This is a genomic window from Streptomyces sp. NPDC111516, assembly GCF_055635345.1.
Genome location: NZ_JBVKBV010000024.1, coordinates 25282 through 40694, shown reverse-complemented (window position 1 = coordinate 40694; position 15413 = coordinate 25282). Strand labels below are relative to the sequence as shown.

The following is a 15413-nucleotide window of genomic DNA, read 5'->3' as shown; positions in this document are numbered from 1 at the left end:
GCCCGGACGCGGGCGGGCCCCGGACGCGCAACCCGCGCCCGAGGCCCTCGTTTCGCATGCGTAAGGGGCCTCAGCCCTTCACGCACACCACCTGCTTGAGCTTGGCGACGACCTCCACCAGGTCCCGCTGCTGCTCGATGACCTGCTCGATCGGCTTGTACGCGGCCGGAATCTCGTCCACGACGCCGGAGTCCTTACGGCACTCCACGCCCTGCGTCTGATCCTCCAGGTCCCGCGCCGAGAAGCGCCGCTTCGCGGCGTTCCGGCTCATCTTCCGGCCGGCCCCGTGCGAGGCCGAGTTGAAGGACTTCTCGTTCCCGAGGCCCTTCACGATGTACGAGCCGGTACCCATCGAGCCCGGGATGATTCCGTATTCACCGGATCCGGCACGGATCGCGCCCTTCCGAGTGACCAGCAGGTCCACGCCCTCGTAGCGCTCTTCACTGACGTAGTTGTGGTGACAACTGATCTCCGGTTCGAAGGTGACCTTGGCCTTCCTGAATTCCTTGCGGACAACTTCCTTCAGGATCCCCATCATGATCGCGCGGTTGCGCTTCGCGTACTCCTGCGCCCAGAACAGGTCGTTCCGGTACGCCGCCATCGGCGGGGTGTCGGCGATGAACACGGCCAGGTCGCGGTCGATCAGGTCCTGGTTGTGCGGCAGCTTCTGCGCCTGCCCGATGTGGAAGTCGGCCAGTTCCTTGCCGATGTTCCGCGATCCGGAGTGCAGCATCAGCCAGACGGAACCCGACTCGTCGAGGCAGAACTCGATGAAATGGTTTCCCGATCCGAGAGTCCCCATCTGCTTCGTGGCTCGTTCCCAACGGAATTTGACCGCATCGGCCACCCCGTCGAACCGTCCCCAGAAGTCGTCCCACCCCTTCGCCGAGAGGCCGTACACCCGGTCCGGGTCCACGGCGTCGTCATGCATGCCGCGGCCCACCGGAATGGTCTGCTCGATCTTCGACCGCAGCCGGGACAGGTCGCCCGGCAGGTCGTCGGCCGTCAGGGACGTCTTCACCGCGGACATCCCGCAGCCGATGTCCACGCCGACCGCCGCGGGACACACCGCACCGCGCATCGCGATCACCGAACCGACCGTCGCGCCCTTGCCGAAGTGGACGTCCGGCATGACGGCGAGCCCCTTGATCCAAGGCAGGGTGGCCACATTGCGCAGCTGCCGCATCGCAACGTCCTCGACCGAAGCCGGGTCGGCCCACATGCGGATCGGAACCTTCGCGCCCGGCACCTCTACATACGACATAGTTCCTCGATTCCCCCGAAAAGCCTGAAAGCGCAAAACCGGCGCCAAGGTCGACAAACGAGTCGGTCGACCGGCAATCACAGCGGCGCGTGCGATACACATTGTGTCCACCGGTCGCCACCGAGCGGCAACCGTTTTTCGCACGAAGGGAGCCCAGGACCGTGCGACGAATGGCGTACGTACCCGGCACCGCGCTATTGGCAGCGCTTGTCGTCGGCTGCAGTGCCGGAACCGGAACGGGTGGCTCCGCCCCCGACAGCAAGCCCGGCGAGGCAACTGCCGCGGCCGCTGCCCCGGGCAAGTACCGCACCCTCCTCGATCCCTGCCGCGCCGTTGCGTCGTCCACCCTGAAGGACCTGCTCCCGGGTGCCGCCGATCTGCCCGAGGACCAGCAGAAGAAGGTGTACGGCGGCACGGCCACCGTCACCTACGACACCGACCGCCGGGTCGGCTGCCGCTGGAAGTCCGAGGCCGCCGACTCCTCGCACACCCTCTTCGTCGACTTCGAGCGGGTCGTGTCCTACGACCCCTCGGTGAGCGACGACGACCGGGCACGCGAGGTGTACGCGAAGAAAGAGGCCGCCGCCGGCCTGTCCGCGGACGCCGCCACCGACGCCGCCACGCCCGGCAGCACCAAGAAGCAGACGCCCTCCTCCTCGGCCTCCGCCTCGCACGCCCTCTCCGGTCCGGCCTCCGAGAGCAGGAACGCGGACGGTCCCGAAGGCGACAACGCCGACAGGAACACCGGCGCAAGCACCGACGGCAGTACCGCTGACAGCTCCGGCAGCTCCGGAAGTTCCAACGAGAGCCTCGTCCCGCGCACCCTCGACGGCCTCGGAGACAGCGCATTTCTGGACGATCTGCTCACCCGGACAGGTTCCACCGCACAGAACCGCACGGTGAGCGTGGTATTCCGCACATCGAACGTCGTCGTGACCATCCAGTACGCCGAGCAGCCGACCGTCTCCACGGTGGTCCCCGACAGCAAGGAACTGCAGGAGAAGGCCCAGTCGCTGGCCCGGAAGCTGGTCGACAAGTTCAGCGAATAGCCCCGCCCGGGGCGCCCCGGAGCGGCACCGCCCCCGCCCGCCGAGCACCCGACCGAGGCGGCATCCGATCGCCGTCCGTCGTACCGTGGCCCTCCGGAACACCAGCCGGAACACCCCCGGCCCACCTTCCGGAACGTCCGCCGACCACCTGGCAGCCCGCCCGCCGCGCCACCCGAGTGAAGGAACCATGCACCGTTCAGCCCCGCGACTCTCCCGCATACTCGCCTGCGCCGCCGTTCCGGTGATGCTCGTCGTCGCCGGCTGCTCGTCGGACTCCGGCGACAAGGACAAGAAGGACTCCTCGGGTTCGTCCTCGTCGTCCGCAGCGCCGAGCGCGAAGAAGTCGGAACCGAGCGTCGCGCCCGCCAAGTTCGCCGCGCTGCCCGACCCGTGCAAGTCGATCGCCCAGAAGACGGTCACCTCCCTGGTCCCCGAGGCGAAGTCCAAGAGCGGCACGCCTGCCAACTCCAGCGACACCTCGTACCGCGCGGGCTGCTCCTGGAACGGCCTCGCCGACAAGGGGGTGAAGGGTTCCCAGTACCGCTGGCTCGACGTCGGCTTCACCCGCTTCGACTCGGACCAGGCCCTGGGCAGCGGCGCCAAGCGGGCGCAGGAGGACTACGCGAAGCAGGTCACCAAGGCCAAGGCGGCCGAGGGTGCGAAGAAGGTCGCCGAAGGGCCCGTCACCGGCATCGGCGAGCAGGCCACCAAGATCACGTACGACCTCACCAAGACGAGTGAGGACTTCAAGTACGCGACGATCGTGGCCCGTACGGAGAACGTCGTCGTCACCCTCACCTACAACGGCGCGGGTTACGCGGGCGCGAAGACCCCGTCCGCCGACGACATCCTGAAGGGCGCCGAGAAGGCGGCCAAGGAGGCGATCGCCTCGGTCGCCACCGCCGCCGCCGACACGAAGCCGGACGCACCGAGCAAGGCCGCCGAGCCCAGCCAGTCCGCCAAGTCGAGCGCGTCGTCCAAGGCGATCGGGTCGTCCGAGGCCGGCAAGAAGGCCACGGTCAAGAAGACGAGTTAGCGCCCCTCCCGGCAACCTTTGCCCCGTCGCGCCGGACGCGGCAGGGCGCGGCGGGCCCCGCAGGACGCACGTCAACGCCCCTGTCCATAAGCAGTTTCCCGAAGCCCGGTCCTCCCCCGAGTGCCGGGCTTCGCCCCTCCCCGCGCAACACGCCGCACCCTCATGTGCCAGGCTGTGCGCGCCAGAAGTCGAAGCAGGACGTCGAAGCAGACCATCAGCGCAGGGCGTCGGATACGGGAAACGGGGAGGGGAACACGGGTGGCCGCGATGCAGCTGACACGCACCCACCGGATACTCATCGGGCTCGTGGTCGCCGGTGCGGTGCTCATCGCCGCGATCGGTTTCGCGGGTTCGTACGCGGCGGTGCGCGAACTCGCGCTGCAGAAGGGCTTCGGGGAATTCTCGCTGGTCTTCCCGATCGGCATCGACGCGGGCATCTGTGTCCTGCTCGCCCTGGACCTGCTGCTGACCTGGCTGCGCATCCCGTTCCCGCTGCTGCGCCAGACGGCCTGGCTGCTGACCGCCGCGACGATCGCCTTCAACGGCGCCGCGGCCTGGCCCGACCCGCTCGGCGTCGGCATGCACGCGGTCATCCCGGTGCTGTTCGTGGTCTCCGTCGAGGCCGCCCGGCACGCCGTGGGCCGGATCGCCGACATCACCGCCGACAAGCACATGGAGGGCGTGCGGCTCACCCGCTGGCTGCTCTCCCCCGTGCCGACGTTCCGGCTCTGGCGGCGGATGAAGCTCTGGGAACTCCGGTCGTACGAGCAGGTCATCAAGCTCGAACAGGACCGGCTGATCTACCAGGCCCGCCTCCAGGCCCGCTTCGGCCGCAACTGGCGTCGCAAGGCACCCGTCGAGTCCCTGATGCCGCTGCGCCTGGCGAAGTACGGCGTCCCGCTGGCCGACACCGGTCCGTCCGGCCTTGCCGCCGCGGGCATCGAACCGGCCCTGCTGCCCCCCGCCCCGGCATCGGCCCTGGCCTCGTCCGGGCCGGACGAGTTCCCGCCCGAGTTGCCGTACGCAGAGCCCCACCCGGAGCAGCAACCCCAGCAGCAGCACCCGCAACAGCACCTCGGACAACAACAGCACACCCACCCCTCCGAGCCGGCCGCCGCCTCCGAGGAGCGGCCCCAGGAGGGCCCCGGCTCGCACGAGAACCCCTGGTTCGCGAAGGCGCCCCATGCCCGGGACGACGCATACGAGAGTGGCTACGACCCGACGTACGTCGAGGCCCCGGAGCCCACCCCGGTCATGGTCCCGTCGGGCCCCGGCGGCCGCACCCGCCCCCTGGGCAACGTGGGCACCATCGGCGCCGTCCCGGGCCCCCGCACCGCGGAACACCAGTCGCAGCCCCGGCCCGCGGAGCCGGAACCGGAACCCCGGCCCGTGCAGCAGCAAGAGCCCGACCCGTCCGAGTGGGCCGAGGCGGAAGTCGAGTTCGGCGAGATCGCGTACGAGGTGTTCACCGCGTACACGCACGCGCACCAGGACTACCCGAGTGCGGAGGTCCTCGACATACACCTCTCCGACGGCCACAACGTCCACCATCCCCGCAGCTCGGCCCTGCTCCGCCGGCTCCTGCCGGGGTTCAAGCAGCGCTTCGACAACGAGATGGCGGAGAACCACATCGCGTAGGCCCCCACCCCGCCCGTCCGCGTTCGAGGACGGAACCGGCAACGACGGAGGGCCGTCACCCGAATCACCGGGTGACGGCCCTCCCTCATTGAGTACCGCTACGCGCCCAGCAGCCTCCGCACCCGGTCCGCCCCCACGGCCAGCAGCAGCGTCGGCAGCCGCGGCCCCGTGTCCCGGCTGACCAGCAGCCGGTACAGCAGCGCGAAGAACGACCGCTGCGCGGCCTTCAACTCGGGCGTCGGCTTGGCGTCCGGCTCCAGGCCCTCCAGGATCTTCGGCACGCCGTAGACGAGGGTGGTGAGCCCGTCCAGCGACCAGTGCGTGTCCAGCCCCTCCAGGAGCAGCCGCAGCGACTCCCGGCCCTGCTCGTCCAGTGAGCCGAGCAGTTCCTTGTCCGGCTCGCCGCGGACGATGGTGCGGGCCTCGGCCGGGACCTGGCTGGTGATCCAGTTCTCGGCACGGTCGAGGCGGGGCCGGGCCTCGTCGAGCGAGGTCAGCGGGTTCTCCGGGTCCAGCTCGCTCAGGATGCGCAGCGTCTGCTCGTCGTGCCCGCCCGTGATGTCGACGACCGACGCGAGCGTGCGGTACGGCAGCGGGCGGGGCGTGCGCGGCAGCTCACCGGCGGCCGTGCCGATGGCCCGCGCGTACGCGGCCGCGTCGGCCGGCAGCACCGAGCCGTCGGCGACCTTGCGCGCCAGCGAGTCCCACTCGTCGTAGAGCCGCTGGATCTCCTGGTCGAAGGCGATCTTGAAGGACTGGTTGGGCTTGCGGCGCGCGTACAGCCAGCGCAGCAGCGGCGCCTCCATGATCTTCAGCGCGTCGGCCGGGGTCGGCACGCCGCCCTTGCTGGAGGACATCTTCGCCATGCCGGAGATGCCGACGAACGCGTACATCGGGCCGATCGGCTGCACGCCGTCGAAGATCTCGCGGACGATCTGGCCGCCGACGACGAACGAGGAGCCGGGCGAGGAGTGGTCCACACCGCTCGGCTCGAAGATCACGCCCTCGTAGGCCCAGCGCATCGGCCAGTCGACCTTCCAGACCAGCTTGCCGCGGTTGAACTCGCTCAGCCGGACGGTCTCGGCGAAGCCGCAGGCCGTGCAGGTGTAGTTCAGCTCGGTGCTGTCGTCGTCGTACGACGTGACGGTCGTGAGGTCCTTCTCGCAGTTGCCGCAGTAGGGCTTGTACGGGAAGTAACCGGCCGAGCCGCCGCTGCCGTCGTCCTCGGCGGCCGCGCCGGAACCCGCCTCGGCCTCCAGCTCGGCCTCGTCGACCTTCTTCTGCTGCTGGGGCTTCTTGCCGCCCTTGGCGCCCGCCGCCGGGTCCTTCTTCGTCCGGTACCGGTCGAGGACGGCGTCGATGTCGGCGCGGTGCCTCATCGCGTGCAGGATCTGCTCGCGGTACGCGCCCTCCGTGTACTGCTCGGTCTGGCTGATGCCGTCGTACTCGACGCCCAGCTCGTCCAGCGCGGCGGTCATGGCGGCCTTGAAGTGCTCGGCCCAGTTCGGATACGCGGACCCGGCCGGGGCAGGCACCGAGGTCAGCGGCTTGCCGATGTGCTCGGCCCAGGACTCGTCGATGCCCGGGACGCCGTTCGGAACCTTGCGGTAGCGGTCGTAGTCGTCCCAGGAGATCAGGTGCCGGACGGTATACCCCCGGCGCCGGATCTCGTCGGCGACCAGGTGCGGGGTCATGACCTCGCGGAGGTTGCCCAGGTGGATCGGGCCCGACGGGGAGAGGCCGGACGCGACGACGACCGGTTTGCCAGGCGCACGACGCTCCGATTCGGCGATGACATCGTCCGCGAAGCGGGAGACCCAGTCGGTCTCGGTGCTGCTCTGACTCTGAGCCACGGTCTGCACGTCCTTCTCTCTTGTGGGGCTCGCAGGGGCAAAACCCTTGGCAGGGACAAAACCCTTGTGGGACTCGTAGGGCATTGCCCATTGTCCCAGGTCCCACCGACAGCGCGAAAACGGCTTTACTCTCCGTGGAATACTGGGTGTGATCCCTTGTACTCCTACGGAAACGGCAGCCCGTCCCATGCCTGAGCACGGCTCGGTCAATTCCCTCGCTTCCTCGCTCCAGCAGCAGCTGGCGGACGCCCTGACGGCAGCTCTGCCGGATGCCGGCACCGCGGACCCGCTGCTGCGACGAAGCGACCGGGCCGACTTCCAGGCCAACGGCATCCTGGCCCTCGCCAAGAAGCTCAAGGGCAACCCGCGCGAGCTGGCGTCCCAGGTCACGGCCGCGATCCCGGCGGGCGGCCTGATCAAGGAGATCGAGGTCTCCGGCCCCGGCTTCCTGAATGTGACGCTCGCCGACCGGGCGATCATCGAGACCCTCGCCGCGCGTGACGCGGACGACCAGGGCCGCCTCGGCGTCCCGTACAACAGCGCCGCGGGCACCACGGTCATCGACTACGCGCAGCCGAACGTGGCCAAGGAGATGCACGTCGGTCACCTCCGTTCCGCGGTGATCGGTGACGCGATGGTGCAGATCCTCGAGTTCACCGGCGAGACCGTGGTCCGGCGCCACCACATCGGCGACTGGGGCACCCAGTTCGGCATGCTCATCCAGTACCTGATCGAGCACCCGGGCGAGCTGAACCACGAGGGCGGCGCTGCGGAGGGCGAGGCCGCCATGTCCTCCCTGAACCGGCTCTACAAGGCCTCGCGCGTGCTGTTCGACTCCGACGAGGAGTTCAAGGCCCGCTCCCGGGACCGGGTCGTCGCGCTCCAGGCCGGTGACGAGGAGACCCTCGCCATGTGGCAGCGCTTCGTCGACGAGTCGAAGATCTACTTCTACTCGGTCTTCGACAAGCTCGACATGGAGATCCGCGACCCCGACATCGTCGGCGAGTCCGGCTACAACGCCATGCTGGAGGAGACCTGCCGCATCCTGGAGGAGTCGGGCGTCGCCGTCCGCTCCGAGGGTGCGCTGTGCGTGTTCTTCGACGATGTGAAGGGCCCGGACGGCAACCCGGTGCCGCTGATCGTCAAGAAGGCGAACGGCGGTTACGGCTACGCGGCGACGGACCTCTCCGCGATCCGCGACCGGGTCCAGAACCTCAAGGCGAACACCCTTCTGTACGTCGTGGACGCGCGGCAGGCCCTGCACTTCAAGATGATCTTCGAGACGGCCCGCCGGGCCGGCTGGCTGAACGAGGACGTGAAGGCCGTGCACCTGGCCTTCGGCACGGTGCTCGGCAAGGACGGCAAGCCGTTCAAGACCCGTGAGGGCGAGACGGTCCGGCTGGCAGACCTGCTGGACGAGGCGATCGACCGGGCGTCCACCGTCGTACGCGAAAAGGCGAAGGACCTCACCGACGAGGAGATCAACGAGCGCGCCACGCAGGTCGGCATCGGCGCGGTGAAGTACGCGGACCTGTCGACGTCGGCCGCCCGCGACTACAAGTTCGACCTGGACCAGATGGTGTCGCTGACCGGCGACACGAGCGTGTACATCCAGTACGCGCACGCCCGGTCCCGCTCCATCAAGCGCAAGGCGGGCGAGCTGAAGCCCCAGCCGCACCCCGAGCTGGAGCTGGCCCCGGCCGAGCGCGCGCTGGGCCTGCACCTGGACCAGTTCGGCGAGGTCGTCGCCGAGGTCGCGGCCGCGTACGAGCCGCACAAGCTGGCCTCGTACCTCTACCAGCTGTCGTCGCTGTTCACGACGTTCTACGACCAGTGCCCGGTGCTGAAGTCCGACGTCCCGGCCGATGTGGCCGAGAACCGCCTCTTCCTCTCGGACCTCACCGCCCGCACCCTGCACCAGGGCATGGAACTGCTCGGCATCAGGACGCCCGAGCGCCTCTGACCGGGACGTCCGCCCTTACGCACCGGCCCGGTGGCCGTGACCGCGAGGGACCCTAGTCCCACTCCTTGGTCACCCACTGGGCCGTGTCGTACCGGTACATGTACTTCGGCCGCGCCTGGATGCTGCTGGTACGGAACGGCTTCCCGCCGTTGTCGATGCGCAGCGTCCCCTCCCGGCCGCCGCTGCTCCACTCCAGCTCCAGGTACCAGCTGACGTCGTGCCCTTCGGCATGGGCCTTGAGGTCGAACACCTCCACATCGGTGGAGGACACCTGGAACGGGAAGTCCTTCGGCGGCACCCGCTTGTCCGCCTGCTGCCCCGCCACCGGAGTCAGGGTCGGCCGACTGTCGTCGAGGTCGATGTCGAAGGACTGCGGTGTGATGCCGCTCCCGCAGCCTTCCCCCATCGAGTACGCCGACCACGCCAGCGGCGCCTTCCGGGACAGCGTCCGCACATGCAGTCCCTTCAGCACGACGGCCTGCCCCGACTTCCCCTGCACGGTGAGTTCGAGCTGCATGCTGCCGCCGTCCACCCCGCCGAGCGCCCTGGCCCAGCCGCGGGTGTCCTGCGGCGCCGGCGGCGGAGGCACGTCCTCCGGCTTCTGATCCAGCACGTAGTGCTGGCCGCAGGGCTCTTCCCAGTTGTACGAGCTGATGGTGGCGCTCAGCGGCACACCTCCGCTCTGCTGCCCACCCGACCCGGCTCCCGTGCCGTGCCCCCCGGACGTGGCGGCCCCATGGCCGGGCGCCGGGGACGTGGCACTAGCCGTACCGGACGGGGCCGGCGTGCCCGACTTCTTCCCCCCACCGGGCGAAGCGGTGACGCTCGCGTCGAGGCGGGGCCGGGTGGACACGGGCACATCCGGGTCCTTTGCGTCCACGGCGGGGGCGTTGCTGAGATCGTCCATGTCCGTACCCGACAGATTGCTGACGACGATCGAGGTGGGCACGGTCAGCGCGACGACGGCGACGGCCGCGAGCAGCACGCGCACCCGCGCCGAGGCCAGGAACCGCCGGGGCCGGTTCGCCGCACCGGCCACGATCGCGGGCTCGGGTTCGGGTCCGGGCGTGAGCTCGGACGCGTCGCCACCAGCCTCGGCCTCGGAGCCACGAACCGCCTCCGGACCCGAGTCGGAAATCATGTCCGAAACCGCATCCCGACCCGGCTGCGAACCCGCGTCCCGTACCGACTCCGCAGCCGCAGGAGCAGCCGCGGCCGGGCGCCGCCGGGCCGCATCCGCCACGATCCACCGCCGGTGCAGCTCCACCAGCTCCTCCGGGCTCGCCGCACACAACCGCGCCAGCCGTTCCACCGGGGCGTACTCGTTCGGCACCGCATCACCGTTGCAGTACCGGTGGAGCGTCGACGTGCTGACGTGCAGTCTCCCGGCGAGAACCCCGTAGCTGCGCCCCGAACGGTCCTTCAGTTCCTTCAGCAGAGCCGCGAATTCCCCGGCCTCCGGCGTCGCCACTTCGGCGTTCCCCCTCCTGGTCCGTCCCGGAACACCGTTCCAGGGACGTGGAATCTGCCCAGGTCACAGTACGCGCAGACATTCCAGCTTCCCCAATGGGCTGTTCGGCGTTGCGGTCGAATTCCGCCGCCCCGCAATCTGTGGACACACCGCAGCGACCACCGGGACAACGCAGTGCGAATCCACTTCCGCATCGAGCTCGTCGATGCCGTGGCCATCGGAGTGGTGATCGTGTCCACCGCGATCGTCATGGTCCTGATCTGCCACAACTGACCGAACGACATCACCAGCCCACACACGGGGAGTTCCACCATGCGCACCAACCACATCCGCACCACCGCCCTTGCCGCGACCGCCCTTCTGGCCGCCCTCTCGCTCACCGCCTGCGGCGGCAACGACAGCGCCACCGACGGCAAGACAGGCGCGGCGGCTCCGGCGGCGAACGCCACCGCCACCAACACCCCCGACACGGGCAAGGACGCCAAGGAAGCCAAGAAGACCACCAGCGGCACGGCCCAGGCCCCCGCCGAGAACGCCTCCGCCGCCTCCAAGCGCTCCAGCGGCGCCACCGGCGCCACCGGCGGCCGGAAGAGCAACGCCGGCACCACCGGGAGCGGCAGCAAGTCCCCCGTCACCTGCACCGGTTCGAACACCAAGGTCACCGTCAGCAAGGTGAGCCGCCCCATCAACCACCTGCTGCTCACGGCGACCAACACCGGCCCCGTACCCTGCTACGCGTACCACGCGCCGGCGCTCCGCTTCGACGACGCCCAGGCCGCCTTCCCGGTCCTCCGCGACAGCATCCCGCAGGCCGTGGTCACCCTTGCGCCGGGCCAGTCCGCGTACGCCTCGATCGGGCTGTCCGGCGAGCCGGACGGACAGGAGCTGCACAAGGGCACTCACCTCACGGTGTACTTCACTGGCAAGAGCAACCAGGGCTCCACGGGCGCCCCCTCCGAGCTGACGCTCCCGGCCGGCACCTCCTGGGGCGACAACGGCTTCGTCACCTACTGGCAGAGCGACATGGCCGTCGCCCTCACCTACTGATCCCCCTCGCGCAGTAAGCGTCAACCCGCCTTCCCCCAAGGGCAGTAGATCGTAGAATCCCGGATCGAGACTTGAAGGGGGAGACGTGCGTACGAACAGAGGTGTTGGACCGACGTCAACGGCGATCCGGGCAGCAGCGGCCACCGCGGCCGCCGCTGCCGCGTCGCTGGCGCTGATCACCGGCTGCGGCAAGGTGGCGGACCCTTACGCACCGGACAAGGAGTCCAGCAGCCCCACCGCCTCGCCGACCCCGAGCGTGAACCCGTCGTACGGCACGCAGTACCTCGCCGTAGACGAGTGCGCCGCCCCTGAACCCGGAAAGAAGGACGTCTACCGCGAGGTACCGTGCGGCGATCCCAAGGCGGTCGCACGGGTCATCTCCCGGATGGAGTCCGGCAAGGCCTGGCCGTTCTCGGCCACCGCCTGCTTGGAGACCACCGACTTCGTGATCGATGTTCCGATCAGCCTCGCCGTTCTGGAGAACACGCGGGCGACGGGCGAGGGTTACGCCTGCATGCGCAACCTGAAGCCTCCGCACCCCGGAAACCCGGGCGGGGGCGGCGGCCCCAGGATCGAGGTCGGCGACTGCGTGCACAGCGGCCCGAAGAAGGGCGACGCCATCGAGGAGGTCGCCTGCCGGACCAAGGGCAGGAAGAACGGCGCGACCCACAAGATCATAAAAATCGTTAAGGACGGGTTCGCGTTCGGCTTCAACGACCCGTGCGACTACAAAGCCGACGCTGTGTTCACCGAGGACCCGATCTTCGACTCCGACCCCGTCAGGAACGACCGCGTCCTGTGCGGCAAGAAGCTCTGACCCGGCCCCTCTGCCCGAGGCCCCTCAAGGCCCCCCGAAGCGCGCGCTTGATCAGTCGCCCGACTCCGTTCCTGCGGGCACGGTGTGGCGGGCCGAAGGCTCCGTCCATGGACGGAGCTTCTCCGGGTTGCGGACCGCCCAGATGCGAGTGATGCGGCCGCCGGTAAGGCTGAACGCCGCCACGGTCATGGTGACGCCGGCGTGCTGGGCGACCAGGCCGGGCCGACCGTTGACCGTCCGCTCCAGGAGCGTCAGCCCAGGGGCTTTGCCGGCGATGTGGATCAGGTACTGAGCGATGCGCTCGCTGCCCTCGACCGGGCGGAGGACGGTGCCGACCAGTCCGCCACCGTCGGCGATCATCGTGGCGTCGGGGTCGAGGAGGTCGACGAGGGCCTCGATGTCCTTGGCCTCCCACGCCTCTTTGAAATGCCGAACCAGACCGGCCTGCCCGGCCGTCGGAACCGCCGGAGCCTGCGCGGCGCGAATACGTCGACGGGCCGAGGACGCCAGTTGCCGGCAGGCCGGCGGCGTCCGGCCGACGATCTCGGCGACCTCGGCGAAGGGGTACCGGAAGACGTCGTGCAGGATGAACGCCACGCGTTCGGCCGGCGTCATCGACTCCAGTACGACGAGGAAGGCCATGTTCACCGACTCGTCCAGGGTGACCCAGTCGGCGGGGTCGGCCGGCTCGGCCCTGCCGCCGCCCGCCGGCCCGCTGATCCACTCCGTACGGTCGGGCAGCGGTTCGGGTATCCATGCGCCGACGTAGCGCTCGCGCCGGACCCGCGCCGAGCCGAGCAGGTCCAGGCAGATACGGGTGGCCACCGTCGTCAGCCAGGCGCCGGGCGACTCGATGGCCTCCTGCTGCTGCCCCGACATCGCGTACCAGCGGGCGTAGGTCTCCTGCACGGCGTCCTCGGCCTCGGCCAGCGAACCGAGCAGCCGATAGGCGAGGTTGATCAGCTGACGCCGCTCGCCGACGATCACGCTCAGGTCCGGCTCGGACCCGTCATGCCCTGGCTCGGATGGGGTGTTCATGGTCGCGACCGCTCCCTCGTCGTCTCGTCCGCTTCCGCTCCTGCCATGACGACGAAACAACGCACCGGACTGTGAGGTCGGCCCCTCACCTCACATTTCGCGGGCCCGCGTCGTCGAACCAGCGAGACGCTACCGACCCACCGCCGCGAGGCAGAAGAGGGGACCGCACCATGGCCACACAGACGACGACGGCAGAACAGCGCAGCTTCTCGTTCCTGCAGGTCGCGATCGCCCTGCAGACCTTGGCCATCTTCTTCCAGGCGGTCACCGCCGGACTGCTGCTCTCCTCGTCCCACGGCGAGGTACTGCACGGCGTCGGCGCACGCGTGATGTACGGCGCATCGATGCTGTACGTGCTCGCCGCGATCCTGGCATGGCGACCGGGCGGCGGAGCGCCCCGCCCCATCCTGTACGCGTCCGGCTTCCTCGTACTCGCCTCGGTGCAGGTGGTGCTGGGCATCGCGCACAAGCCCTCGCTCCATGTCCCCCTGGGCGTCCTGATGTTCGGCCTGAGCATGCTGGCGCTCGGCCAGGTGCTGTACGCACGCATGTCGGAGCGCTCCGGCACCCGGCAATGACCGAAGCGGACCACGGTCGCGACCGCGACCGGCACCGCCGCACGACGAGTTGCCTGATCAGAGAAAAGGCCCTTCGCGGCGATGCTGTCACCACGAAGGACCTGTTCCATACGCCCGTCAGCTCGCCGCCGCGGGATCAACGGCGTGTCGCTCAGACGAGGGAGACGGCGACCAGGGCAGCGGCGGAGCCGCCGAAGACCACCATATTGCGCAGGTAGGTCTGGGCTCGCACCCAGCGGGGGAAGGCGGCCTCGGCGGCCTGGAGGAAGGGAGCGACCTCGACGCGGGCCAGCTCCGGGTCGCCCTTGCGGCGGAAGGCGGTCTCCACGGACTTCACCGCGGTGAGGTTGCTGTAGACGATCGCCGCATTCATCAGCAGGACCAATGAGGAGAAGATCCAGGTCAGCAGCTGGGCCAGGTCGGCGCCGGCGAAGTTCAGTGCGGCGGTGGCGGCCATCACCGCGGCGACGGTTGCCGGGGCCGCGGTCTCGTGGCCTCCGGCGTCGAACCGGAGCTTGTTCTCCTCGAGCACCTCAGGGCGGACGTTCTGGCGGCGGAGTTCGGCCTCGGCGGCGGCCTTCGCGGCAGGGCCGAAGCGGTGGCGGACCACCGGGATGCTGACGAAGGCGGCGGCGACGAGCAGCTGCATGACGGCGGCGAGGGTGTTCATGGGATTCCCCTTCGACTTGCACTAAGTTCAATCACCTGTCGAGAAGGACGGTAGACCACGACTTGAACACTGTGCAAGAGCCTGCTTGAACTTTGTGCAAGGGGCTGCGTACCGTGAGGTCATGCCCCGCGACACACTCACCCGTGACCAGATCGTCCGCACCGCCATCGAGCTCATGGACACCGACGGCCTCGAAGGTCTGAACATGCGTGCCCTGGGCAAACGGCTCGACTCCGCCGCCACGGCCGTGTACTGGCATGTGAAGAGCAAGGACAATCTCGTTCTGCTCGCCACCGACCAGGTGTGGGGTGAGCTCAAGCTGCCCGATCCGGACGCGGTGGGCTGGCGCACCGCGGCCTCCGCCATGGCCACGGACCTGTACGGGATGTTCACCCGGCACCCCTGGCTGGTACAGGTCCTCGCGGCACACGTCGTCTACGGCGACGGCAAGGCCCGCCACGACGACCACAGCCTGGCCGTCTATGAGGCCGCCGGCTTCACCGGCACCCGGGCCGACCAGGCCGCGGCCACCGTCTTCACCTACGTCCTCGGCAACGCGGCCGGCATCGCCGCGACCGCCTCACTCACCCGGAAGCACGACGAGGACCGCACCACCGCCGAAGGCCGGCTCCAAGAGGCCATGACCAAAGCGCAGGAGATCGCCATGCGTTACCCGCGCCTGCGCGCCCGACTGGAAACCCCGGCGGCGACCGAATACGCCGCCGCCCCCGACAAGACCTTCGAGTTCGGTCTCCAAGCCCTGCTCCACGGCCTGGAGCAGGAACTCGGCGCCTAGTCCGACCTGATCCCTCAGCGGTCGAGTCGGCCAGGGGCGCTCGCCATGGCGGCACCCCGTGCACCAGCGCTTTGGTGGACAGCTGGCTCACACACGGCAGTACGTCATCCAGCCGCGCACCGAACCCTCAGTGGGCGACGGCCTCCCGTACGAACTCCCGTGCCGCAGGCACCGATCGGCGCTCACGCCGGTG

At 69.4% G+C, this 15413-nt stretch carries 13 protein-coding genes; 8 read left to right on the top strand and 5 right to left on the bottom strand.

From position 1 onward, the window contains the following. Positions 1 to 70: 70 nt before the first annotated feature. On the bottom strand, positions 71 to 1264 hold the full coding sequence (locus ACZ7L9_RS31390) for an RtcB family protein (protein ID WP_471420531.1): 1194 nt from the start codon (positions 1262 to 1264) through the stop codon (positions 71 to 73). A gap of 170 nt (positions 1265 to 1434) precedes the next feature. Between ACZ7L9_RS31390 and ACZ7L9_RS31385 the strand changes: the two genes are divergently transcribed. The 3 genes from ACZ7L9_RS31385 (at position 1435) to ACZ7L9_RS31375 (ending at position 4987) form a co-directional block, all read left to right on the top strand. Further along, positions 1435 to 2313: a DUF3558 domain-containing protein gene (locus ACZ7L9_RS31385; protein ID WP_471420528.1), complete on the top strand. Its 879-nt coding sequence runs from the start codon at positions 1435 to 1437 to the stop codon at positions 2311 to 2313. A 187-nt stretch (positions 2314 to 2500) separates the two neighbouring features. Further along, positions 2501 to 3349, top strand: a complete 849-nt coding sequence (locus ACZ7L9_RS31380) for a DUF3558 family protein (protein WP_471420526.1) — start codon at positions 2501 to 2503, stop codon at positions 3347 to 3349. 258 nt (positions 3350 to 3607) lie between these two features. After that, on the top strand, positions 3608 to 4987 hold the full coding sequence (locus ACZ7L9_RS31375; RefSeq protein ID WP_471420525.1) for a DUF2637 domain-containing protein: 1380 nt from the start codon (positions 3608 to 3610) through the stop codon (positions 4985 to 4987). Positions 4988 to 5085: 98 nt separating this feature from the next. On the opposite strand, the gene lysS is transcribed toward ACZ7L9_RS31375, so the two are convergent. After that, positions 5086 to 6849, bottom strand: coding sequence for a lysine--tRNA ligase (lysS, locus tag ACZ7L9_RS31370; RefSeq protein ID WP_471420523.1), 1764 nt, complete (start codon positions 6847 to 6849; stop codon positions 5086 to 5088). A 178-nt stretch (positions 6850 to 7027) separates the two neighbouring features. On the opposite strand from lysS, the gene argS reads away from it, so the two are divergent. Continuing rightward, positions 7028 to 8803: an arginine--tRNA ligase gene (argS, locus tag ACZ7L9_RS31365; RefSeq protein ID WP_471420522.1), complete on the top strand. Its 1776-nt coding sequence runs from the start codon at positions 7028 to 7030 to the stop codon at positions 8801 to 8803. Positions 8804 to 8855: 52 nt separating this feature from the next. On the opposite strand, the gene ACZ7L9_RS31360 is transcribed toward argS, so the two are convergent. Beyond that, complete coding sequence (locus tag ACZ7L9_RS31360; RefSeq protein ID WP_471420520.1) at positions 8856 to 10274, bottom strand: helix-turn-helix domain-containing protein; 1419 nt, start codon at positions 10272 to 10274, stop codon at positions 8856 to 8858. Between the two features lie 312 nt (positions 10275 to 10586). On the opposite strand from ACZ7L9_RS31360, the gene ACZ7L9_RS31355 reads away from it, so the two are divergent. After that, complete coding sequence (locus ACZ7L9_RS31355) at positions 10587 to 11321, top strand: DUF4232 domain-containing protein (RefSeq protein ID WP_471420518.1); 735 nt, start codon at positions 10587 to 10589, stop codon at positions 11319 to 11321. Between the two features lie 85 nt (positions 11322 to 11406). Then, on the top strand, positions 11407 to 12138 hold the full coding sequence (locus ACZ7L9_RS31350; protein WP_471420516.1) for a hypothetical protein: 732 nt from the start codon (positions 11407 to 11409) through the stop codon (positions 12136 to 12138). 51 nt (positions 12139 to 12189) lie between these two features. Here ACZ7L9_RS31350 and sigJ read toward each other — a convergent pair whose 3' ends face one another. Beyond that, positions 12190 to 13176 carry an RNA polymerase sigma factor SigJ gene (gene sigJ, locus ACZ7L9_RS31345; protein ID WP_471420515.1) on the bottom strand — a complete coding sequence of 329 codons (987 nt, stop codon included), beginning with the start codon at positions 13174 to 13176 and terminating at the stop codon, positions 12190 to 12192. A 170-nt stretch (positions 13177 to 13346) separates the two neighbouring features. On the opposite strand from sigJ, the gene ACZ7L9_RS31340 reads away from it, so the two are divergent. Further along, complete coding sequence (locus ACZ7L9_RS31340; protein WP_471420513.1) at positions 13347 to 13754, top strand: hypothetical protein; 408 nt, start codon at positions 13347 to 13349, stop codon at positions 13752 to 13754. A gap of 151 nt (positions 13755 to 13905) precedes the next feature. Here ACZ7L9_RS31340 and ACZ7L9_RS31335 read toward each other — a convergent pair whose 3' ends face one another. Further along, positions 13906 to 14424, bottom strand: coding sequence for a hypothetical protein (locus tag ACZ7L9_RS31335; protein ID WP_471420511.1), 519 nt, complete (start codon positions 14422 to 14424; stop codon positions 13906 to 13908). A gap of 121 nt (positions 14425 to 14545) precedes the next feature. Between ACZ7L9_RS31335 and ACZ7L9_RS31330 the strand changes: the two genes are divergently transcribed. Continuing rightward, positions 14546 to 15220 carry a TetR/AcrR family transcriptional regulator gene (locus ACZ7L9_RS31330; protein WP_471420509.1) on the top strand — a complete coding sequence of 225 codons (675 nt, stop codon included), beginning with the start codon at positions 14546 to 14548 and terminating at the stop codon, positions 15218 to 15220. Positions 15221 to 15413 lie beyond the last annotated feature (193 nt).

Bases quoted from the DNA above. Each gene is read 5' to 3' on its own strand.
- ACZ7L9_RS31390 (WP_471420531.1), bottom strand. From the start codon at position 1,264: ATGTCGTATGTAGAGGTGCCGGGCGCGAAGGTTCCGATCCGCATGTGG.
- ACZ7L9_RS31330 (WP_471420509.1), top strand. From the start codon at position 14,546: ATGCCCCGCGACACACTCACCCGTGACCAGATCGTCCGCACCGCCATC.
- ACZ7L9_RS31340 (WP_471420513.1), top strand. From the start codon at position 13,347: ATGGCCACACAGACGACGACGGCAGAACAGCGCAGCTTCTCGTTCCTG.
- sigJ (WP_471420515.1), bottom strand. From the start codon at position 13,176: ATGAACACCCCATCCGAGCCAGGGCATGACGGGTCCGAGCCGGACCTG.
- ACZ7L9_RS31380 (WP_471420526.1), top strand. From the start codon at position 2,501: ATGCACCGTTCAGCCCCGCGACTCTCCCGCATACTCGCCTGCGCCGCC.
- ACZ7L9_RS31335 (WP_471420511.1), bottom strand. From the start codon at position 14,424: ATGAACACCCTCGCCGCCGTCATGCAGCTGCTCGTCGCCGCCGCCTTC.
- ACZ7L9_RS31385 (WP_471420528.1), top strand. From the start codon at position 1,435: ATGGCGTACGTACCCGGCACCGCGCTATTGGCAGCGCTTGTCGTCGGC.
- argS (WP_471420522.1), top strand. From the start codon at position 7,028: ATGCCTGAGCACGGCTCGGTCAATTCCCTCGCTTCCTCGCTCCAGCAG.
- ACZ7L9_RS31355 (WP_471420518.1), top strand. From the start codon at position 10,587: ATGCGCACCAACCACATCCGCACCACCGCCCTTGCCGCGACCGCCCTT.